We start from the raw sequence: 20,800 nt of genomic DNA on the forward strand, positions 1-20,800 counted from the left end.
ATTGTCGAGTAGCTCAAGATATTAATAATTACGCTTAAGCTTCGTTTTCGGGGCGATTGATGGGCGAAAGCAGTGACAGCAAGGCCTGAGCATCATCAGACTGCTCGATAGTTAGTTGGCTTTCTAAGGCACGGTAATGAGTAAGTACCTGCTTGCCAAGCTCAGTGAGCTGGGCACCACCTCGCTGGTTGCCGCCTGAGTGAGTGGCAACCAGCGGAGACGGGAAGTAGCTGTTCATGGTTTCAATCAACTGCCAAGCTTTTTTATAGCTCATCTTAAGCGCCCGGCCGGCAGCTGAGATTGAGCCTGTCTGGTCGATCATCTCCAACAGGTCTGCTTTACCCGGCCCGATGACCACATCATTATGCAGCGCCAAGCGTAACTGAAACGTTGGTTTAAGATGATGGGTCCGTGTCATATCGCGTGTCCTGCACCAGGGTATTAGTCTTCTAGTTTAGCAGTGACTGATTATCCAGGGCGTATCAATCCCATAAGAGTATAGTAAGGGCGCTTATCTACAGGGCGTTTAGCCGTTTGCTACCCGTTCATCGGGCAGGAAGATACGGCTGTGGGTCGGCCTAATCCAGGCGTCGCTGCCTTGTTTGAGGCCTAGCGAATGAAAGTGGTGCTTGGAAAGCTCGGCATGTACCAGCGTTTCGGTGTTGTCGGTTCTTAACTCCAGGCGCACTGTCGGGCCGATAACCGAAACGAGCTCGATTTGACTGTGCAGGGCATCGTCATGCTGCCGTGTGGCCAGTACTTCGATTTCATGGGAGCGCACGTAAGCTTCACCGCGCTCGTTATGGTAGCCATGAAATTCTGGCGCAGGCAGCTGGATATCACCGATCCGCGCCACGCCATCATGAATCCGCGCGTGAAAAAGATTAACGTTGCCGAGAAAACGGTAAACAAAGGGATTGGCCGGCGTGTCGTAAACCTGCTCGGGCGAGCCATCCTGCTCTACGCGGCCCTTGTTCATAACTACCACTCGATCGGAAACCTCCAGCGCTTCTTCCTGATCATGGGTAACAAAGACGCTGGTGACATGAATGTCATCGTGAAGGCGTCGTAGCCAGCGGCGCAGTTCAGCACGAACCTTGGCATCCAGCGCACCAAAGGGTTCATCTAATAGCAGAACCTTGGGCTCGACCGCCAATGCGCGGGCCAGGGCAATGCGCTGGCGCTGGCCGCCGGAAAGCTGATGCGGGTAACGGTGTGCAGTCCAGTCCAGTTGAACCAGCTCGAGAAGGCGCATGACCTTGGCGTTGATATTAGCCTTGCTAGGGCGGCTCTGGCGGGGGCGCACCGTCAGGCCATAGGCCACGTTCTGAAAAACCGTCATATGCTTGAACAGGGCGTAGTGCTGAAATACAAAGCCGACACCACGTTGGCTGACATGCTTGTCCGTGGTGTCTTCGCCGTGAAAACGAATGCGTCCGGTATCCGGCTGCTCAAGGCCTGCAATAATGCGCAACAGCGTGGTCTTGCCCGACCCTGAAGGGCCAAGCAGCGCGGTTAGCTCACCTTCGTTGAATGTAAGGCTGACGTTATCGACGGCCACAAAATCGCGAAAGTGTTTGTTGACGTGATCGATCTCGATACTCATGAAAGCTCTCTTGTGTGCGTAAGGCTGGCGTTAGGTGGCGGCAATGCGTTGACGACGCTCTTCCTGCCACTCAACCATGCTTTTGATGATGATCGTGACCAGCGCAAGACCGGTCAGCAGCGATGACACAGCAAAGGCGGCGGTAAACATGTATTCGTTGTAGAGCACTTCGATATGCAGCGGCATGGTGTTGGTTTCTCCACGGATTCGACCCGAGACCACGGCAACTGCACCAAACTCGCCCATGGCTCTGGCATTACACAAAATCACGCCATAGATCAGGCCCCATTTGATATTGGGAAGTGTCACGTACCAGAAGGTTTTCCAGCCGTTGGCGCCCAGCGTTAATGAGGCTTCCTCCTCCTCTTTACCCTGCTGCTGCATGAGCGGGATCAGCTCGCGGGCAATAAACGGCAGTGTGCCGAACGCAATCACGATAACGATGCCGGGAACGGCGAAGATGATGCGTAGATCATGGGCGGCGAGCCAAGGCCCTAGCCAGCCCTGCGAGCCAAACAGAATGACAAAGATCAAACCCACCACCACGGGTGATATCGCGAAGGGCATGTCGATCAGTGAGATAAGTACGGGTTTGCCGCGAATTTCGAATTTGGCAATGGCCCAGGCCGCAGCGATACCAAACACGGTGTTGAGAGGGACGACGATAGCGACGATCAGCAGCGTTAAGCGAATGGCCGACAAGGCGTCGGGGTCTTGTACGGCCGCCCACCATACGCCAATCCCGCGCTCAAGCGCGCCATACAGCACCACGGTTAGCGGTAGCACCAGAAACAGCGTTACAAACGTCAAAGCGAGCGTGATGAGCGTTAGCCTTATCCACGCAGGCTCTTCGGTGGCGCGTCGCCAGCGTGTGGAGGAAATATCCTGCAGGGGAGTAGCGGTTAGGGAAGTACTCACAGTGAACTCCTTTTAGGCATACCGTCGACCGGCCCACCACTGCAGGCCATTGATGACCAGCAGCATGGAAAACGCCGCCAGCAGCATGACAGTGCCAATAGCGGCGGCGCCGTGATAGTCGTACTGCTCAGCCTTGGAGACGATGAGCAGTGGGGTGATTTCAGTACGAAACGGCAGATTTCCCGAGATGAAAACCACTGAGCCGTATTCTCCCAGCGCTCTGGCAAAGGCCAGGGCGTAGCCGGTCAACAGGGCCGGGAGCAGCGCTGGAAATATCACGCGCCGCAGGGTTGTCAGGCGGCCAGCGCCCAAACTTGCCGAGGCTTCTTCCCATTCGGCTTCCAGGTCTTCAAGAACGGGTTGCACCGTGCGAACCACAAAAGGCAGCCCGATATAGGTCAACGCCACAACGACGCCCAGCTGGGTATAGGCGACGCGAATGCCAAAGATCTCCAGGTACTGCCCCACCCAGCCGGTGCTTGCATAGAGTGTCACCAGCGCGATACCGGCCACGGCGGTGGGGAGCGCAAATGGCAGGTCAACCAGTGCATCGACCACGCGCCTGCCCGGAAAGCGGTAACGCACCAGCACCCAGGCTACCAGTGCGCCAAATACCAGATTGATCGTAGCCGCAATCAACGACCCGCCAAAAGAGAGCTTGTAGGACGCTACGACCTGACGCTGGGTAATCGCGCTCCAGAATATCTCCCAGCTCATGCTGGTGGTATAGAGCAAAAAAGCGCCCACCGGGATAAGAAACACAAGGCCCATATACAGCAGGGTGAAGCCCATGGTCAGACCAAAACCTGGTATGACCCGGCGTTTGGCAAGCGTTATCGACATACCGTTTTCCAGAGACAGGGCCGGGAAGCAAGTGCTCCCGGCGAGGTGGCGAAGTAGTATTATTGAGCGTTGATCGATTCGAGAATCTCGTCGAAAACGCCGCCGTCATTGAAAAAGCGCGCCTGGGCGCTTTGCCAGCCCCCAAACACATCATCAATGGTGAAAAGCTCAAGCGACGGAAACGCATCAATGTGCTCTGCCAGGACCTTTGCGTTGCTCGGGCGGTAGTAGTGTTTGGCAGCCAACTGCTGGGCTTCATCAGAGTAAAGGTATTCCAGATAGGCCTCGGCGACTTCACGGGTTCCCTTACGGTCGACGTTGGCATCCACGACCGCAACGGGCGGCTCGGCCAGAATGCTTTGCTCTGGCACCACAATTTCAAAATCGCCTTTACCCAGCTGTTCTACCGAAAGAATGGCTTCGTTTTCCCAGGCGAGCAGTACATCGCCCAGACGGCGCTGCACGAAGGTATTCGTCGCGCCACGGGCGCCGGAATCGAGTACCGGCACGTTCTCGAAAACCTGGCGCATGAAGTCGAATGTCTGCTCTTCATCGCCATCGAACTGTTCGAGCCCATAGCCCCACAGGGCCAGGAAGTTCCAACGTGCCCCGCCTGAGGTTTTAGGGTTCGGCGTAATGACTTCTACGTCATCACGAGTGAGATCCCCCCAACCCTGAATGTTTTTGGGATTGCCATCGCGAACCAGTAGCACGATGGTCGAGGTATAGGGCGAGCTGTTGCTCGGCAGGCGCGACTGCCAATCTTCGGGGATCAGGTTGGCGCGGTCGTGAAGTGCATCAATATCGTAAGCGAGAGCAAGCGTTGCCACATCGGCATCAATGCCATCGACAATTGAGCGGCCTTGCGAGCCCGAACCCCCATGAGATTGACGTACGGTAACGGTTTGGCCGTTCTGTTCGCGCCAGTATTCACCGAACAGTGCATTGTATTCCCGGTAGAACTCGCGTGTTGGGTCGTAAGAGACGTTAAGGAGTTCGACGCGCTCGCTTTCTGCGTGAGCGATAGCCGGTAGGCCAAGCGTGGTGGTGAATACGGCGCCTCCCAATAAGGCGGCTGCCACTAGCTTGGAAAGGGGCCATTGGATGGATGGGTGAAAGACGTTCATTGGCTGCTCCGATGCTTTTATGTAAGTAGGAAGACAGCCTAAGCAAGTTTATTGATTCTAATAACGAATATAAAATGGATTTATTATTACTTTTTAAGCTTAGCGAGTGGAGTGTGAGATTAAGGTTAATCCTGGCGGCCTGCCAGAACGCGCTGAACGGTGTCTTCATCCAGGTTATCGCGGCACAGCTTAAGAAATTGATAAACGTACCCGCGTAGAAAATGACCGCGCCGTAGCGCCAGATAGGTAGTGTTGCGTGGGAACAGCGCGCTGGCATCCAGTAGTTTAAGCCCTTGATCACGCGCTTCGTAATAGGCCATCGAGGCAATCAGCCCCACGCCCATGCCCAGCTCAACGTAGGTTTTGATAACGTCTGCATCCAGGGCAGTCAGCACGATATCGGGATACACGCCAACCGAGGTAAACGCCGTGTCAATGCGTGCTCGGCCCGTAAAGCCGTCATGGTAGGTAACAATAGGGTGCTCGGCGATTCGCTCAAGCGTTAACGGTAAGCCGTCGTTCAAAGGGTGCTGTTCGGGCACGATGACCCCGTGATACCAGTGATAAAAAGGAAAGCAGGCAAAAAGCTGGCTCTCTTCGTGCAGCGCTTCGGTGGCGATGCCTATATCTACCTTGCCCGCCTTGAGTAGTGAAACGATCTCCTCTGGCCCGCACTGGTGGAGCTCCAGATGTACTTTGGGAAAGGCCTTCTTGAACTGGGCAATAATCGGGGGAAGTGCATAGCGTGCCTGAGTATGCGTTGTCGCAATGGCAAGACTTCCCTGGTCTTCATGGGTTAGCTGGTGAGCCGAACGCTTGAGATTTTCGACATCCAGCAAGATGCGCTCAATGCAGTCGATCAACGTGCGGCCTGCAACGGTTAACCCAAGAATACGCTTGCCGCGGCGCTCGAATAACTCAACGCCCAGCTCGTCTTCCAAGTCGCGAATATGCTTACTGGCACCTGACTGAGAGGTATAAAGCGCGTTAGAGGCTTCAGTCAGATTGAAATGCTGACGTACAGTTTCCCGAACGATACGCAGTTGCTGAATATTCATGACAGATATCCAATGAAAGCAGATTTAATATTCTAAAAAAGAATATTAAATATTGTTCTTATACAATAAATTGTATTTTCTGCTATCTATATCGTTTTTTACACCTAAGGCAAAAATAAGTCAGAACCGTTATCCCATTTAGCTATCTAACGCCCGATAGCGTGGTAACACTACGTTAAGCAATAAGTCGTTCAAAAGGGATAAAATCAATGAAAAACCGTGTAGTTAACGTAGCTGTTGTAGCCTTGCTGACAGGGCTTGCACTGCCATCCATGGCAAGCGCTGCAGAAGCCCTGTGCGAAAGCAAGGCGACTGATATTCGCCAGCAATTGGAGCATGCCCAGTCACAAGGCAATCAGCAGCGGGTAGAGGGTTTGCAGCGTGCGCTGGACGCGATAGAAAGCAACTGCACCAATGAAAGCGTGTTAAACGAAGCGACCGACGAAGTGAAAGCAAGCCTTGCCGAAGTGCAGGAGCGCCAGGCGGATTTTGAAGAGGCGTTAAGCGATGGCGATGAAGACGATATTCAGAAAAGGCGCGTTAAGCTCGAAGAAGCGACCCAGGAATTAGAAATGCATACCCAAGAGCTGAATGCGCTACAAAGCCAGATTACTAACTAAGTAGGCGGGGCGCTATGTGCTCAGAGGCGCCCCAGATTTAGCCTGATCACATTCGGGTCTATTTATGTTGAGACTGTTTGTAGAGCCATCTAATATCCATCCCAAATGAATAGGCTAGCGAGACTAGTGCGCTAAACGCTAACAGGCTTGCCAAAAACGGGTGGGTAAGTGGCGTTAATGCCAGCAATAGCGCGGACACCTGCCAAACGCATACCAGTTTGCGCCGAAAGCTGGCAAATAAAGGCGCAGATAGCCAGGTGAAATGCCAGCTGGCGGCCACAAAAAAATAGCGCATTAAGCCAATCAGCAGCACCCATAGGCCCAGCGATTCCAGTTGGATCAGCCCGATACACAGCAGAAGAATCAGTAGGGCATCCAGCTCCATATCAAAACGTGCGCCAAACGCGCTATAGCTTTTGGTTCGCCTGGCAATCCAGCCATCCACACCGTCAAGCATAAGCGCCACGGTCGCGATAACTAACCATAGCCAAATGGCCTGGGTGAAGACGTTATTGGCAAGTGCCCCGGCTGCCAAGGCAACCAGTATTGCGCGTAGTAACGTAATGCGGTTCGCCCATCCCAATGCGCCACCAGACCAAAAAATCATTACCAGTAAGCTAATCAGGGCATATAACCCAAATGCCAGCCCCCAGTTCAAGGTAGTGGCCAGTAGCGTCGGTAACACACTCCCCATCCCCAGAAGTACTAAGCTGCCCACAGTCAGTTCGCCAGCGGTATATAGTCGACTAGATAAAAGCGGAGTAGAGGCGGAGGGAAAGAATCGAAGCATGGCATCTCGCAGAGCGAACCGTCTGTCCGCAGCTAATTAATTGATGCAAATATTTTTATATGTACCATTCTTGTACATAGGCGCAGTGTTGTCTATCTCATTCATCATAGCGTATTGATGTTCCTGAAAACGGCTTACCTGATTTTTAAACGTTATTAAACGAAATTGGCTTCCTGCATTCATCGACCAATGGCTTTTCTACGCTAAGCTTTAAGAAACGCCACAATACGTTCATGAATTGGTAACGTTGAGTTACCCATCGGGGCACCCGATTCATTGGATGAAAACGCTAATAATAGGGAAACGTCATGTCGGCGACAGAAACATCCACCGCCTTTTGGGTCACTCACCCAGGGACGGGCAAGCTTAAAAGCGAACCGCTAGCCCACGTTGGAAGTAGTGACGTTCTAGTGCGCGCCTTGTATAGCGGCGTTAGTCGGGGCACCGAGTCATTGGTGTTTAATGGCCGTGTTCCAGAAAGTGAAGTGGATCGCATGCAGGCGCCTTTCCAGGCGGGGCGTTTTCCGGGCCCCGTCAAGTATGGCTACTGCAACGTTGGCGTAGTCGAGCAGGGGCCAGAGCATCTGCTTAGTAAAACGGTATTTTGCCTCTACCCCCATCAAGATCGCTATGTTGTGCCCGCCACGGTGGTACTGCCGATTCCTGAAAACATACCGGCTGCGCGAGCCGTGCTCGCCGCCAATATGGAAACCGCCATCAATGGCGTGTGGGACGCTGAGCCTATGCTGGGCGAACAGATCAGCATTATTGGTGCTGGCGTTGTCGGCACACTGGTAGCTTACCTATGCGCGCAGATACCCGGCGTAACGGCGACGCTGATCGATATTAACCCTGAGCGCCAAGTGCTTGCCGAGCGCTTGGGCCTTACCTTCTGTACGCCTGAGCGGGCCCCCAGTGACCAGGATTGCGTTATTCACGCCAGCGGCCACCCTGAAGGCTTACGCCAAGCGCTCGCTCAGCTGGGCAATGAAGGCCGTATTATTGAAATGAGTTGGTTTGGCGAGGGCGATGTGAGCATTCCTCTGGGTGGGGCTTTTCATTCTCAGCGCCTTAGCCTGCGCGCCAGCCAAGTGGGCCAACTGCCTGCCAAGTTACGCCCGCGCTGGGATTACCAGCGCCGCTTGACCCTTGCCTTGAGCCTCTTGACCGATAACCGATTGGATGCCCTGATCAGCGGCGAGAGTGACTTTGAAACGCTGCCTCAGCTTGCCCCTAAGCTCTTTGCGACAGGCAGCGATGTGTTATGCCACCGCCTTCGTTATCCCACTTGAAATTAATCAAATCCAGGAGCGTTTATGTACCGTCTATGTGTTCGTGATCACTTTATGATTGCGCATAGTTTTAAAGGTGAAATTTTTGGCCCCGCTCAGCGTACCCATGGGGCTACCTATGTCGTTGATGTGATATTTCAACGCCCTGAATTGGATGAAGATGGTCTGGTGATTGATATCGGCCTGGCGAGCGAAACGGTTAAAGAAGTGTTATCGCACCTGAATTATCGCAACCTGGATGACGAAGAGGCGTTTGCGGGCAAAAACACTTCTACTGAATTTATGGCCAGCGTTATTTTTAGCCGCCTGGCCGATGCCATTGGCGAAGGCAAAATGGGTAAGACCGCGCAGGGTATCACCCGTATGGAAGTCAAACTGCACGAGTCCCATATTGCCTGGGCAAGCTATGAAGGGGATCTATGAGCCAATCACTAACCCTTATCGTCGCGGGTGATCTTAATCAGCGCACCGGTGGATATATTTACGACACTCGCATCGTCGAAGCGCTGCATGGCGCAGGGCATTCTGTTGATGTGGTTAGCCTGGCGGGGCGTTTTCCTGATGCTGACCAGCAGGCCAGTGACCAGCTATCGGCTGCGCTAGGTGACTTACCCGATGCAGCGACCGTCGTGATTGATGGCCTGGCCATGGGGGCGCTCCCTACAGTGATTGCCCAGCACGCCGAGCGCTTGGCGATAACGGCGCTGGTGCATCATCCGTTAGGCGATGAACAAGGGTTAAGCGATACACAGCAACAGCAGTTTCATCAGCGTGAGCTGCAGGCTTTGGCCGCCGTCTCGCAAATTATTGTGACTAGCCGGTTTACCCAGCGCCGTTTAAAGGCATTGGCGGACCACTATTCAATGCCGATTGCCGCCAAGATTAGCGTGGTAGAGCCCGGTGTAGATGCGGCTCTTATCAATAGTGAAATTCCGGCAAGTATAGGTTTAGAACCAGGTAAACCGCTGCGTCTTTTATGTGTAGCAACGCTGGTGCCACGTAAAGGGCAGGATCTGCTGGTTCGCGCCTTGGCAGGCGTGACGTCGACCAATTGGCAGTGCGACTGTTATGGCGCTGCACGTGACGCGGCGTTTGCCGAGCGCGTGCAGCAGCTTATTGAAGACAACGCGCTTAACGCGAATATTCAACTGCACGGTGAGTGCGATGAAGCCACGCTGATACAGGCCTATCAGGAGGCCGACGCGCTAGTGCTGCCTTCCTGGTATGAAGGCTATGGCATGGTGGTAACCGAAGCGCTGGCGCACGGCCTGCCAGTCATTACCACAACGGGCGGCGCCCTGGATGAAACCTTACCACAAGGCGCGGGGCTTAAAGTCGCACCGGGTGATGTCGAGGCCCTAAAGCATGCCCTAAGCCGTTTTTGTGATGACGCGGCGCTGCGTGATTCTTTGAAAGCCGGAGCATTAGCCGCGCGTGAGCAGCTCAATGATTGGCAGGCCGCGGGCGTAGCATTTGCAAAAGCGTTAAGCCATGCGCCCGCGTTGAGTGCGGGTAGCCAGTTTGCACCTGACTGGCTGACGCTGCGTGAAGAGGTAGATTTTACGTTTAGAAGCCAGCAGCTTCCGGGCAAAGTCGCCCAGTGGTTAAGCGCGCGTACCCAAGCGCCGCGTCTGGTCGATTTGGGGGCAGGTCGCGGCAGCAATATGCGTTTTCTTGCCCCTTTCATGCCCTTGCCGCAGCATTGGACGCTGATTGATCATGATGCGGCCTTACTTGAAGAGGCCAAGGCAAGTGCTAATACGCTTGCCGATCAAAGCGCGATAACGCTGGAAACCCTGTGCGTATCGCTCGATTCACTGGATCACCCGCCGTTGCAATCGGCCCATTTGGTAAGCGCATCAGCGTTGCTTGATCTCGTCTCGCAGACTTGGATTGAAACGCTCGTCACGCACTGTACCACGCACCAGCAGGCGCTTTTGATGGCGCTTAGCGTTACGGGCGAATGGGGCTTTACCGCCGCTGATGGCGAACCGCAAGCCGATGATGAAGATCATTGGCTGCAGGCGCTGTTTATCGCCCATCAGCAGCGTGATAAAGGCTTGGGTGAGGCGCTAGGGGGGCAGGCCCATGGCGCGCTGGTTAGCGCGCTTGAGCAGGCAAACTATCAGGTTGAACAGGTAGAAACGCCATGGCTATTGGGGGCAGGTAATCGTTCACATCAGCCTCTGATGACGGCCTTGATCAACGGCTGGACCGAAGCTGCGACAGAGCAGGCGCCCGAAGCCGCAACCCGAATTGCCGAGTGGCGTGAGCGGCGTACGCAGGCCGTTGCCAGTGGTGAGCTGGGCATTTGGGTTGGCCATTGTGATTTGCTCGCAACGCCTTTGAGGGCGGAGTAAGCCTATGGGCATAAAGCGCATCGTGCGTTCTCCCTGGGTTCAGCGTGGGGTCATTAGCGTAGGGCTTTTGGGCGCGGTGGCACTCTTTGTGAACCCGCGCGAGATCATGGCTCAGGTGGAGCGGTTATCGCCTGGCTGGGTGGCGTTAGCGCTATTTATCAGCGTGCTGCAAATCATGCTGAGTGCCTGGCGGTGGCAGTTTACCGCTGAGCGGGTAGGGGCGCCGCTGCGCTTTAGCTATGCCTGGCGTGAATACTATCTGGCGCTACTCATGAATCAGCTGTTACCCGGCGGAGTGCTGGGCGACGCCGGTCGTGCCCATCGGCATGCTAGCCAGTCGGTATCGCGCGGCAGCGCTTGGCGGGCGGTCATTATCGAGCGCACTTCGGGTCAGGTCGCCGTAGTGATTCTGACCCTGGCGGCGCTTCTGTTGTCGCCACTTTGGCATGCCGTGCTGGGGTGGCCGGTGAGCCTTATGATTGTCGGTGGACTTTGTGTGGTGTCGGTGGCGGTGTGGCAAGGGCTAATCCGTCTGTCTTCCTCAAGGCTGCCTGCGTGGTGGCACTCCATGCGATTGGATATCAAGCGTGGGCTGTTAAGTCGGGGGGTGTGGAATTTACAGTTAGCCTCTTCGCTGACCATCGTGATGAGCTATGGGCTCGTGATGGTGTGCGCCGCGCGTGCCATTGGTGTGGAGCTTGAAGCACTGCAGATTCTGGCGCTTGCCCCCGTGCTGCTTTTGGCCATGCTGGTGCCGCTTTCCGTTGCTGGCTGGGGAGTGCGCGAAGGTGCCGCGGTGGCAACTTGGGCGCTGGTCGGGTTGCCAACGGCTCAGGGCGTGGCGGTCTCCCTGGCGTATGGGGTACTGGTACTTCTTTCCAGCCTGCCGGGCATCTGGGTGGCGCTATCGCGTCATCACCGCGCTCAACCATCAGGTGAAGGTGGCGGCACGCAGCAGCACGTCAAACAGAGTGTCGTCACCACAACGGAACCGGCGCATCGTCGGGCGCAGCGCACTTTCAAGCGTTTCGATGGGCGTCATTTGCAGTCCGGGCCTGCCCGAGCCGATCAGCAGCGGGGCGACCAGAAGATGCAGGCGATCGATCACACCGGCCTCAATAAATTGGGAAACCGTAACGCCGCCGCCTTCCACCAGGATGCGCTTAAGCCCGCGCTGGTTGAGCAGGTTAATAACATCGCTGGGGGCGAACTGCCCCTGGGCATTGAGTGGCAACCTGCAGCGTTGAACGTTGGCACTCGGCGGCGCAAGCGCTGTATCCGGCCCCACCACGTGCAGCGTGGGCGCCGAATCGGTTTGGAACAGCTTGATATCGCGAGGCACGCGTCCACGTGGGTCGAGCACCACCCGCGTGGGGTGAGTGCCGGTGGCGTGACGTACCGTCAATTGGGGGTTGTCGGCGCTTGCCGTGCCCGCACCAATTACCACGGCATCCACCAGGGCACGCAGCCGGTGCAGGTGCACCAGGCTTTCTTGACCGTTGATGTAATGCGAGTGGCCACTTTGGGTCGCAATACGTCCATCCAGGCTCTGCCCCAGCTGGGCGATCACCCAGGAGGCGTGGCTCGCCAGCGGTGTCAGACAGTCCAGCAGCTCAGTGGCTGCTGGCGTAACAGCCGTATGGGTATGCCATTGCCCCTCGGGGCTGAGCTCAATTGGTGTGCTGGAGGGCTTACGATGGCGCATAGCCAAAAGCCAATCCCAGGCCGCCTCAATATCCAGCAATGTTTCGTGACGAGTGCAGCCATTTTGACGATCGGTGTCGGGCATAACGCCTCCGCGCTGAGAAAACCGTCTTATCTTGCGGGGCCACATGGCCCAGCGCAAGCGTACGCTATTCGCTGCAACAGGCAATTAGGAGGCCTATATGTATCACATTGAACGCGCTATCTTTGATATTCGCCGTGGGTTGCCGGTCGTTATCAACACGGGCGAAAAGCGTCTGCTGGTACAGGCATTGGAAGGCATTGAGTCGGTGGATATGCTGGCCAAGCTTGCAGGGACGCGTCCATCACTGGTGTTAACACGCCACCGCCTTGAGGCGATGGGAATGTCGCTTACCGCTGAGGCTGCGTGTTTGCCGCTGGTTGAAAATATCGGCGAGAATGACCTGAACGCGTTGGCCGTTACGCAAAGCGCGCATCGTCCTTCGCACTCGTTATTAAGTGGCTTGAAGCCGGCAGGGCCCGGCGAGCGCGGGGCGGTTGCCATCATGCGCCGTGCGTTACTTATCCCGGCAGCCCTATGTGCCGAGGTCAGTGAGCAGGCAGCAAGCGCCGTGGCCCAGGATATTGCCCAGGGTAAGCTGTTAGAGGTTGAGGCGAAGGATGCCGAAAAATGTCTGGCGGGGGCGCCGGGCATGCTCAAGCGGGTAAGCGAAGCCAGTATTCCGCTTGAAGACGCGCCTGAAAGCCGCTTTGTCCTCTTCCGCGAGCCGGATGGTCTGCGCGAGCATGTAGCAGTGGTCATTGGTCAGCCGGAAACGCTAGAAGGCGCTGTGCCGCTACGTATGCACTCTGCTTGCCTGACAGGAGATTTATTTGGCAGCCTGCGCTGCGACTGCGGTGAGCAGCTGCGCAACGCCGTCGCGGATATTCAAGCAATGGGCGGTGGTGTACTGCTGTATTTGGCTCAGGAGGGGCGCGGCATTGGACTTGCCAATAAGCTACGCGCTTATACTTTGCAGGATGGCGGGCTAGACACCGTGGACGCCGACCAGGTGCTGGGTTTTGGCGACGATGAGCGTCAGTACGCGGTCGCGGTGGATATGCTCAACGCCCTGGATATTTCCCAGGTTCAGCTACTGACCAACAATCCTTTAAAAATTGAAGCTCTACGTGAGGGAGGTATTGAAGTGGTATCGCGTCAGGCGCTTTATGGCAGCGTCACCGACCAAAACCACCGTTATTTGAGTGCTAAGGCCAACCGGGCAGGCCATCTTTTCGGCGATGTGCTAGGCAGCAATAGCCGCTAGCGGCCACGCTGCTCTAACACTAGGGTTTTTGAGATACTGCGGGTAGCCGGGCGGTTTCAGCCACCACGGTTGCCAGTTGGCTAGCGTAGTGTTGTACCAAGCGCTCACCCAATGCGGCGTTAGCCTGGCGGGCATCGCCTGCCACACCGTGTTGGCTGAGATCTTCGGCAAGCCAGGCAAACGCGGCCGCGCCTTCCGGCCCTAGCAGCTGATTATGCTGCAAGGTGCCAATTGGGGCAGTTTGATAGCCCTCAAGCTTTACAGAGGCTGGCGCGAGGTACTGCATCATGGCGGTTTCCAGCAGTCCGCCATGTAAGCCATAGCGCAGCTCGTCGGCATTGATAGCCCCTTCAAGTGGGGGCAGGCGGGTGTACGTTGCTTTAACGACGCGCATAGCAAAACGCTTACGCAAGGTGAGTGACGCCAAATCCATGATGGCTTTGTTACCGCCATGGCTATTGATTAATACCAAACGCTGGATGCCAGCCCGAGAAACGCTTTCGCCATATGCTTCAAGCGTCGCTATGGCGAGCGGTGCCGGAAGGCTTAACGTGCCTGAAAAGTTGGCGTGCTCGTCGCTTGCGCCCACCGCAATAGGTGGTAGGCAAACAACATCCAGGGCAGGGTCGAGAAGAGGTAGCATGGCGGCTTGCAGCCCTTCGCCGATGATAAGGTCTGTGCCTAGAGGCAGGTGAGAGCCGTGCTGCTCAATGGCTCCCAACACCAAAACGGCGATCGGGTCGCGCTTCGCTAGAGCGGCCAGTTCAGGGGTGGTCAGCGACTGCCAATGGTAAATCATAAATTTTAAATCCTGCGCCTTTAAGCTTGAATGTATTAGCACCAAAGCGGGTTGCCCCGCTTAGATGCTTACCAGCCCAGTCAGTGGCTAAGCATTAATTAGGCTCTTTTGCTTGAGGCTCGGGGGACGTCATTGTCTGCGCATTAAACTGATAGAGCGACTGACACGGCATATCGCCCGATAGCTCACAGGGCAGTGCGTTCAGGGTTAGCGTAGCGCCGTCTTCGGCTGGCGGTAGCGTTGAACTATCGCGCGACATCAGGGCATTAAACTCATTCAGCAGCGGTGGACTTAAACTAACGCTGGGCGTTTGTAAAAGTCGTAAGCGTTGGCTAAGGACTCCACCCCAGGTACTGCTACTTGAGTATTTTATAATCGGTACCGCTACAACCAAACCCAACCAGACAGGCGTTAGCCAACCAAAGGCGGAGGGCGAAAACAGTATGACGCCGCCTGACCAGGCAAGGCCGCACAGTGTCATCCATCCTGCGTGTTGCCATACCTCTCGCCAGCGTAGCGAACGCTCACCCCGCGGTTGTGTCTGCCACTCGATAGAGCCACCTATCAGGACGTTAATAACAAAAAGACTATGGAAGGCCATCATCAACGGGGCGGTTAGTGCGGCAAAAAGTATCTCCAGCACCGCGCTTGTAAGCAGCCGGAATCGGCCACCAAACGCGTGAGGGCACTGAATAAACGCCAGTAGCAGACCCAGCACTTTGGGGGCCAGCAACATACCCAAGGTAATCAACAGGAGCCCCACTGAAAGCGATTGGGGGAGCATCTGCTCGGATGTGTTATCGATGGCTTGATAGCCCACCAGTAGGCTTGTACAGGCCAGCAAGCCAAGCCAAACCAGCGACGATAGATAGGCAAATGCGCCGAACAAAAAGTGCAGACGACTAAGGGTGTGAAGCCCTGCACCTGTCAGTAGGCGTAAATGTTGCAGGTTGCCCTGTAGCCAACGACGGTCGCGCTTGGCAAAGTCGAGCATGTTGCTGGGCATTGCCTCAAAACTATTGTGGGAGGCGCTGGCGTAAGGGTTATGGCTTGAAACAGCGGTAGTCGCCGACGTATCCAGCAAAACCTGCCAGCCGCTTCTTTTGAGTAGCGCAGCTTCCACAAAGTCGTGGCTTAAGATTTCGCCTCCCAACGGCGGTTTGCCAGACAGCATGGGTAACCCTGCGCTTGCCATAAACGCCCGGGTGCGGACAATAGCATTATGTCCCCAGTAGTTAGCAGCGTCGCCCTGCCAAAAGCTTTGCCCTGCTGCCAGCATCGGGCTGTACAGTGCTGAGGCAAACTGGGTAAACAGGCCAAACAGCGTACGCTGGCCAACCGGGATCGGCACGGTTTGAATCAAGCCAACGCTTGGCTGGCGCTGCATGCGATGGACAAGCTTCAATAGCGTTGCACCGCTCATGAGACTATCGGCGTCGAGCACTACCATATAGTCATAGCGCCGCCCCCAGCGGCAGCAAAATTCGGCAATATTGCCCGCTTTACGGCCCAGGTTGTTCTCCCGGCGCCGGTAGTGAACCGATAGCTGGCCTGCCAGGCGTTGCTGTAATGCAACCACATGGGCGGCTTCCACTTTGGCCTTCTCGGCATCCTGGGTGTCGCTCAGAATAAACACTTCAAAGTGTTCGCTGAGCGGCGTTTCAATATGGTTATCCGGTGTTTTTGCCTGCTCGATCAACGAACGACAGGTAGCTTCAAGCCCCGCGATAGTAGGAATGGGGGGCTCTGCATAAATTGGCATCACCAGCGCTGTTCGGCTAACCAATAAACTGCCGTTAGGCGCAAGCGGTACTTGCCGCCGTAGGCTTAACGGATCGCGCCGCAGCAGGCATACCATAAAGCCAAAGACGGCTCCCCAGAAAGCTAGGGCGATCCAGGTGAAGGTGAGCGCAAATAGCACCAGCATGGTGACCTGCCAACCTATTTCCAGGTTGGAAATGACATGATACATGGCCACACAGCCAGCGATGCTGGAACTTATTACCAGCACGGCCAAAAGGATGCGGCGAAACCCGAGCCATGGAATCGAGGGTGCTAGTTCTGATGCAAGTTCTTGTGGCTGTTTTTGTGATCGTTCGTTTTTTTTATGCATCGGGATACCACACGTAGTTCCAGGTTTCGCTAATCGGCTGGCCGTTAAGCATTAAACGCAGGCGAATATCGCTAGGTTCATTATGAGACTCTATGCGAAAGCTGGCGCGCCAAGCATTGTCGGGTAGCGGCATCACATGCGCTGCGCTGGCTTCTCCTGTCTGCGTGCTAATTTCAAGCTCGACAGGTTGGTCGGCGGCAATATCGTTAAGCGGTCCGCCCTGAAAGTCGACAATAAATTGACGCTTTAGTGCATTATCTTCACCGGTTCCTGGAACGTTGGCAGTGCCATGGCGGGTGCGGATGACCTGGCCAAGCGTATGCTTTTCAGGAACATCATTGAGCGTGTAGGTATGGTAATGAAGCTTACGTGATTCTCCGGCCTTGAGCGGCTCGTCGGCAACCCAGTAAGCCACTATATTATCGAAGGTTTCATCTGGCGTAGGGATTTCCACCAGCTCAACATGCCCTGCACCCCATGGCTCGATCGGGGCTACCCATTGGCTGGGCCGGAGGTGGTACTGGGCCTCCATATCCAGGTAGCGGTCAAAGTTGCGCTGGCGTTGCATTAACCCAAAACCGTTGGGGGCGTCATCCAAAAAGCTTGAAATGTGTACATTTTTTGGGTTGCTCAGCGGGCGCCAAATCCACTCATCCGCGCCGGTATGGATCAACAGGCCGTCAGAGTCATGTACCTGAGGGCGAAAGTCATCAGGGCGCTCGTCACTGGCTTCCCCAAAAGCATACATGCTGGTCAGCGGAGCAATACCTAACTTGGCAACATCGCTACGCGCAAAGAGCCGAGCATCAATTTCTGCATCTGTTTGCTCACCCGGGTGTAACGTAATCCGGTAGGCGCCGCTTAAAGACGGGCTATCCAGCAGAGCGAGAAGGGTTATTTCATCGTCATTCGCACCGGGCTTATAAAGCCAGAATTCTCGAAATGCCGGAAACTCTTCCCCCTCGGGGGATGCCGTATCAATGGCGAGCCCACGCGTGGAGAGCCCGTAAGTTTGACCCTGACCCGTCAGGCGAAAATAGCTGGCACCTAAAAAGACCGCGAACTCATCGGCGTAGTCTTGGTTGTTAAGGGGGTAATGCAACCGAAATCCGGCATGGCCGCTACCGGTCAGATCCTGCTCCAGAAGAGCCTGGGCATCGTCATCGTATTGGAAATCATCGCTTGAAAAAGGCAGGGGGGTTACCGTGTCGTTCTCGATGATATTAAGGGTGATGGGCGTTTGAAATATGAAACCGCTATGAAATAGCTGTAGATTGAAGGGGCTTTCATCACGCCAATACGCCTTTTCAGGCGCAAAGCGTATTTGTCGGTAGGTGTCGTAATTAACGTCTTGTAATGCTGGGGGAAGCGACTCTTCTGGCGCTTGGTAAGTCTGTTCGGCAAGCTTTTGGGCTCGCTCAATGACTCGATTAAAGTGTTCATCTTGATTAGCGTTGACAGGCAGAGGCAGCGCTGTAAAGCAGCCGAGCAACAACATCCATTTTCCAGTATTTGTACTTTTCATGTTCGTACAGCGCATAAACGATTTCCTTTCGAATGCTGCCTTGAAGAAAGCTATATAGAGCTAACTAAAATGTTTTTTTAATACAAATATTATACGTTTAGTACTTTATGCACACAGTTTATTTAACGTAAGGTCATTTATTCGACGGTTTTTTTGATACAGCTAAGTAAGGTCCCCCGTCCTGTTGATTGCCCACCTCTTGAGAGGGTCTCGAACCTATTATGTTGCGATTATTGGTTGGTGCACTAGCACTCAATTTACTGCTTGTGGCTCCCTTATGGTGGCGCTTTGGCACCATTGGGCAGCCTCTTGTCGCCTGGGAAGCATGGGTCATCGTACCGCTTATGCTGATGCTCCCCGTCGGTTATGGGCGGCGCTTACTGGGGGTGGCTCTAATCAGCTGGGTTGCCTTGGTAACCGTTGCTAATCTAGGCAATGCAGCCACTTACGCGGCATTTGGGCGGCCCCTCAACCTGTATTTAGATCTCCCTCTGGTGCGCTCAATTTTTAACTTACTGGTAGGTAATGTAGGCCAAATATGGGCAGTTTGCGCAATGCTCGTCGGCGCCGTCTTGCTGATGGGAATATTGGGTGGGCTGCTTTACTTACTGCTTCCAGCACGTCCTTTGTGGGGGCATCGTATAAAAGGAGCGGTAGCCCTTTACATGTTAGTGGTTGCGCTTGGCCTGGGCATAGCCGATAGCACAGGGAAGCCGTTAGGGCACCATTCGTCGCTGCCCATGGCTGAGGCATCGCGCTTTCAGTGGCATCAGATAAGCGTGACTCATCAGGCACGGCTTGCGTTTTCCGAGCAACTTGACTCAGCACCTCTTGAAGCGCAGCCGCTCCAAGGGCTTGAAGGCCACAACGTGCTGCTTACATTCGTTGAATCTTATGGAGTATCGGCACTCAACGATACGCGCTATAGCGACTTGCTGCTTCCTACGCTTGCATCCATGGAGCAGAGGTTAGCCAAGCGCAGTCTGCATGTCGTCTCGGGATTGCTGCAAGCGCCTATTCAGGGCGGGCAGTCATGGCTTGCGCATGCCACGGTACTCAGCGGACGCTGGATCGATAATCAGCTGTGGTACCGACTAATGCTCAATAGTGAAACCTCAACCCTGATTGATGATTTTAAAGCAACCGGTCAGCGCACGCTGAGTATCATGCCCGCGATTACGCTTGCCTGGCCGGAGGGTAAAATGTATGGCTTTGACGATATTTTTGCAGCAAAAGATATCGACTATGCAGGCCCTGCCTTGAACTGGGTCACCATGCCGGATCAATTCACGCTCGACTATACGCAGCGGCAACTGCTGGGTGACACACCTGTGTTTGCCCAGATGGCGCTGATATCAAGCCATGCGCCCTGGACACCCATCTTGCCGGTTATTGAAGACTGGTCGACGATAGGTGATGGCGCTATTTTTGCGCCCTGGGAGCATGCAGGTGACCCGCCAGAGGTACTTTGGCAGGATGCTGAACGGGTTCGCGAGCACTATGGCCGCTCTGTCGACTACGCTGTAGATGTCACCGGGCGCTGGGCGGAAAGAGTAGTGGATGACAATACGCTGCTTATAGTACTTGGTGACCATCAGCCAGCGCCGCTCATCACCGGCGACAACGCCAGCAAGGCAGTGCCGGTACATATTATTAGCGGCGATGCCAGGCTGTTAGCGCCTTTTCGCGCGCATGGATTTATCGACGGTACCTTGCCGCCTTTGGACAACCCCCAAGGCGCCGCCAAAATGAGCCAGCTACGTCACTGGCTGCGTGAAGGGTTTGGTGAAGAGATTTCTCTGGAAACTGGCCAGTTGGCTCAGTAAAGCCGAAAATCATTGGCTTGCGGGTGCTGTTGCTGTTCTTCGACGACTTTCCGGTAGCGCTTGTATTCCCACTGGTACTGGGCTGGGTCAAGCGCGATCGATGCTTCGACACTCGCATTGACGCCAACGGCTGATTCCGCTTCTTCAGCGCTATACACACGCTCGTCGGCATCCAGAAAGTGGATCGCAAAGCCGCGGCCTGGAAGGCGCAGGGCAACGCCAGTGACCACACGCGCTTGGGTGCGGGCGACCAGCTTGGGTAAAAGCGTTGCGGTGTAAGCATTACGCCCATAAAAAGGCGCAAACACGCCGCTGCCCCAATCGGGCTCTTGGTCGGGCAGAATGCCGATGGCCTCGCTGCGCTTTAGCGCCTTGAGAAGCGCTGCCACACCGCGTGGGTTGGTGGGCACCAGTTGGGCACCCATGCGCTCGCGGCCGTGGCGAATTATCGGTTCAAGCTCAGCCATTTTGGGCGGCTCGTACATGGCGGTAAACGGGAAGTGGCTGGAAAGCCAGAAGTTGAGCACTTCCCAGTTACCAAAGTGCGGTGCCAGCACGATAACACCGCGGCCTTCAGCGCGGGCGCTATCCAGCTTCTCGCGGCCGTGCACTTCCAAAATTGATGCAGACACTTTCTCTGGCTTGGCCATCCAAGCATGGCCAAGCTCAAGCATTGTCGCCGTTGAATGCTTCAGACTCTGTTTGGCAAGCGCCTTGCGATGAGCGGCTGAGGTAGTCGGATAGACTACGTTAAGATTGAGCTCAGTGACTCGACGCTCGCGTTTACTGAACCGGTAAACTTGAGGGCCGAGCAATGAGGCCATACGCCAGAGGCGTGGCAAGGGCCATTTGGCGAGCGTTCTCCATAGCCATGAGATAGCGCTCGCCTGAGTGAATGGACGCCGCTTGGCGGAAGCCTTATGTTGCATC

The 20,800-nt window shown here is 55.2% G+C and carries 18 protein-coding genes and 1 pseudogene; 7 read left to right on the forward strand and 12 right to left on the reverse strand.

Features of this window, described 5'->3' with window-relative positions; translation table 11 throughout:
• Positions 1–34 precede the first annotated feature (34 nt).
• The 6 genes from INT33_RS05380 to INT33_RS05405 all read right to left on the reverse strand — a co-directional run bounded on the left by INT33_RS05380 (position 35) and on the right by INT33_RS05405 (position 5,552).
• Entirely contained in the window at positions 35–418 is a 384-nt protein-coding gene (locus INT33_RS05380) for a winged helix-turn-helix domain-containing protein (protein WP_192538341.1), read from the reverse strand.
• A 108-nt stretch (positions 419–526) separates the two neighbouring features.
• Positions 527–1,606 carry a sulfate/molybdate ABC transporter ATP-binding protein gene (locus INT33_RS05385; protein WP_192538340.1) on the reverse strand — a complete coding sequence of 360 codons (1,080 nt, stop codon included), beginning with the start codon at positions 1,604–1,606 and terminating at the stop codon, positions 527–529.
• Positions 1,607–1,636: 30 nt separating this feature from the next.
• Positions 1,637–2,524 carry a sulfate ABC transporter permease subunit CysW gene (gene cysW, locus INT33_RS05390; RefSeq protein ID WP_193091327.1) on the reverse strand — a complete coding sequence of 296 codons (888 nt, stop codon included), beginning with the start codon at positions 2,522–2,524 and terminating at the stop codon, positions 1,637–1,639.
• Between the two features lie 12 nt (positions 2,525–2,536).
• Complete coding sequence (gene cysT / locus INT33_RS05395) at positions 2,537–3,367, reverse strand: sulfate ABC transporter permease subunit CysT (RefSeq protein WP_192538338.1); 831 nt, start codon at positions 3,365–3,367, stop codon at positions 2,537–2,539.
• Positions 3,368–3,426: 59 nt separating this feature from the next.
• Positions 3,427–4,494: a sulfate ABC transporter substrate-binding protein gene (locus tag INT33_RS05400; protein WP_225736175.1), complete on the reverse strand. Its 1,068-nt coding sequence runs from the start codon at positions 4,492–4,494 to the stop codon at positions 3,427–3,429.
• Between the two features lie 125 nt (positions 4,495–4,619).
• Positions 4,620–5,552: a CysB family HTH-type transcriptional regulator gene (locus tag INT33_RS05405; protein WP_193091328.1), complete on the reverse strand. Its 933-nt coding sequence runs from the start codon at positions 5,550–5,552 to the stop codon at positions 4,620–4,622.
• A 209-nt stretch (positions 5,553–5,761) separates the two neighbouring features.
• Here INT33_RS05405 and INT33_RS05410 point away from each other — a divergent pair, with 209 nt between their 5' ends.
• Complete coding sequence (locus tag INT33_RS05410; protein WP_192538336.1) at positions 5,762–6,172, forward strand: DUF1090 domain-containing protein; 411 nt, start codon at positions 5,762–5,764, stop codon at positions 6,170–6,172.
• A 58-nt stretch (positions 6,173–6,230) separates the two neighbouring features.
• Here the strand turns inward: INT33_RS05410 and INT33_RS05415 are convergent, their stop codons facing one another.
• The gene (locus tag INT33_RS05415; protein ID WP_192538335.1) at positions 6,231–6,962 is read right to left on the reverse strand and encodes a CDP-alcohol phosphatidyltransferase family protein; all 732 of its coding nucleotides are present in this window, start codon (positions 6,960–6,962) and stop codon (positions 6,231–6,233) included.
• Between the two features lie 308 nt (positions 6,963–7,270).
• Here INT33_RS05415 and INT33_RS05420 point away from each other — a divergent pair, with 308 nt between their 5' ends.
• The 4 genes and pseudogenes from INT33_RS05420 to INT33_RS21125 form a co-directional block, all read left to right on the forward strand.
• On the forward strand, positions 7,271–8,254 hold the full coding sequence (locus INT33_RS05420) for a zinc-dependent alcohol dehydrogenase (RefSeq protein WP_192538333.1): 984 nt from the start codon (positions 7,271–7,273) through the stop codon (positions 8,252–8,254).
• Positions 8,255–8,278: 24 nt separating this feature from the next.
• Positions 8,279–8,677, forward strand: coding sequence for a 6-pyruvoyl trahydropterin synthase family protein (locus INT33_RS05425; protein ID WP_018918747.1), 399 nt, complete (start codon positions 8,279–8,281; stop codon positions 8,675–8,677).
• Complete coding sequence (locus INT33_RS05430) at positions 8,674–10,614, forward strand: glycosyltransferase family 4 protein (protein ID WP_193091329.1); 1,941 nt, start codon at positions 8,674–8,676, stop codon at positions 10,612–10,614. The genes INT33_RS05425 and INT33_RS05430 overlap by 4 nt, the downstream gene beginning before the upstream one ends.
• 4 nt (positions 10,615–10,618) lie before the next feature.
• Positions 10,619–11,482, forward strand: a pseudogene (locus INT33_RS21125) (lysylphosphatidylglycerol synthase transmembrane domain-containing protein); the annotation flags it as partial.
• 63 nt (positions 11,483–11,545) lie between these two features.
• Here the strand turns inward: INT33_RS21125 and INT33_RS21130 are convergent.
• Positions 11,546–12,448, reverse strand: a complete 903-nt coding sequence (locus tag INT33_RS21130) for a RibD family protein (RefSeq protein WP_319643919.1) — start codon at positions 12,446–12,448, stop codon at positions 11,546–11,548.
• Between the two features lie 52 nt (positions 12,449–12,500).
• On the opposite strand from INT33_RS21130, the gene ribA reads away from it, so the two are divergent.
• Entirely contained in the window at positions 12,501–13,607 is a 1,107-nt protein-coding gene (ribA, locus tag INT33_RS05440; protein ID WP_192538329.1) for a GTP cyclohydrolase II RibA, read from the forward strand.
• Between the two features lie 19 nt (positions 13,608–13,626).
• Here the strand turns inward: ribA and INT33_RS05445 are convergent, their stop codons facing one another.
• From INT33_RS05445 to INT33_RS05455, 3 genes are all read right to left on the reverse strand, one after another.
• Positions 13,627–14,406, reverse strand: a complete 780-nt coding sequence (locus INT33_RS05445) for a creatininase family protein (RefSeq protein ID WP_192538327.1) — start codon at positions 14,404–14,406, stop codon at positions 13,627–13,629.
• A gap of 94 nt (positions 14,407–14,500) precedes the next feature.
• Entirely contained in the window at positions 14,501–16,519 is a 2,019-nt protein-coding gene (gene mdoH, locus INT33_RS05450) for a glucans biosynthesis glucosyltransferase MdoH (RefSeq protein WP_192538326.1), read from the reverse strand.
• Complete coding sequence (locus INT33_RS05455) at positions 16,512–18,059, reverse strand: glucan biosynthesis protein (RefSeq protein ID WP_407648041.1); 1,548 nt, start codon at positions 18,057–18,059, stop codon at positions 16,512–16,514. Before INT33_RS05455 ends, mdoH begins: the two co-directional genes overlap by 8 nt.
• Before the next feature lie 206 nt (positions 18,060–18,265).
• Between INT33_RS05455 and INT33_RS05460 the strand changes: the two genes are divergently transcribed.
• Entirely contained in the window at positions 18,266–19,870 is a 1,605-nt protein-coding gene (locus INT33_RS05460; protein ID WP_192538324.1) for a sulfatase-like hydrolase/transferase, read from the forward strand.
• On the opposite strand, the gene INT33_RS05465 is transcribed toward INT33_RS05460, so the two are convergent.
• Positions 19,864–20,799 (reverse strand): lysophospholipid acyltransferase family protein, encoded by a 936-nt coding sequence (locus INT33_RS05465; RefSeq protein ID WP_192538323.1) that lies wholly within the window; start codon positions 20,797–20,799, stop codon positions 19,864–19,866. The two genes, INT33_RS05460 and INT33_RS05465, sit on opposite strands and share 7 nt — an antisense overlap.
• Between the last annotated feature and the right edge of the window lies 1 nt (position 20,800).

The sequence above is a fragment of the Halomonas colorata genome (assembly GCF_014897985.1).
In the GTDB taxonomy this organism is placed as follows: Bacteria; Pseudomonadota; Gammaproteobacteria; order Pseudomonadales; family Halomonadaceae; genus Vreelandella; species Vreelandella colorata.